The 249-nt window shown below is 57.4% G+C and carries 1 pseudogene; it reads right to left on the minus strand.

Features of this window, described 5'->3' with window-relative positions:
- Positions 1-158 (minus strand): annotated as a pseudogene (locus tag A3736_RS16900) (NADP-dependent isocitrate dehydrogenase); the annotation flags it as partial.
- Positions 159-249 lie beyond the last annotated feature (91 nt).

Raw genomic sequence — 249 nt, forward strand, 5'->3', positions numbered from 1 at the left:
TCGGTCGCATCGCGGCTTTCGATCGACAGGTCGTAATATTTCAGGTCGATATCGAGATAGGGGAGGATCAGCCGCTCGCGAATCCACTCCCAGATGATCTTCGTCATTTCGTCGCCGTCGAGTTCGACGACCGGGTTCTTGACCTGAATTTTCTGCATGATGGCCCTGTCTCTTGAATGTCGGAAAAAGGTTTGCGCGGGCTTTAGCAGAGCCGCGCCAGCGCGCAACCGGGGCGCCGCACGGACGTAG

It is taken from the genome of Erythrobacter sp. HI0063, assembly GCF_001635685.1.
Taxonomy (GTDB): Bacteria; Pseudomonadota; Alphaproteobacteria; order Sphingomonadales; family Sphingomonadaceae; genus Qipengyuania.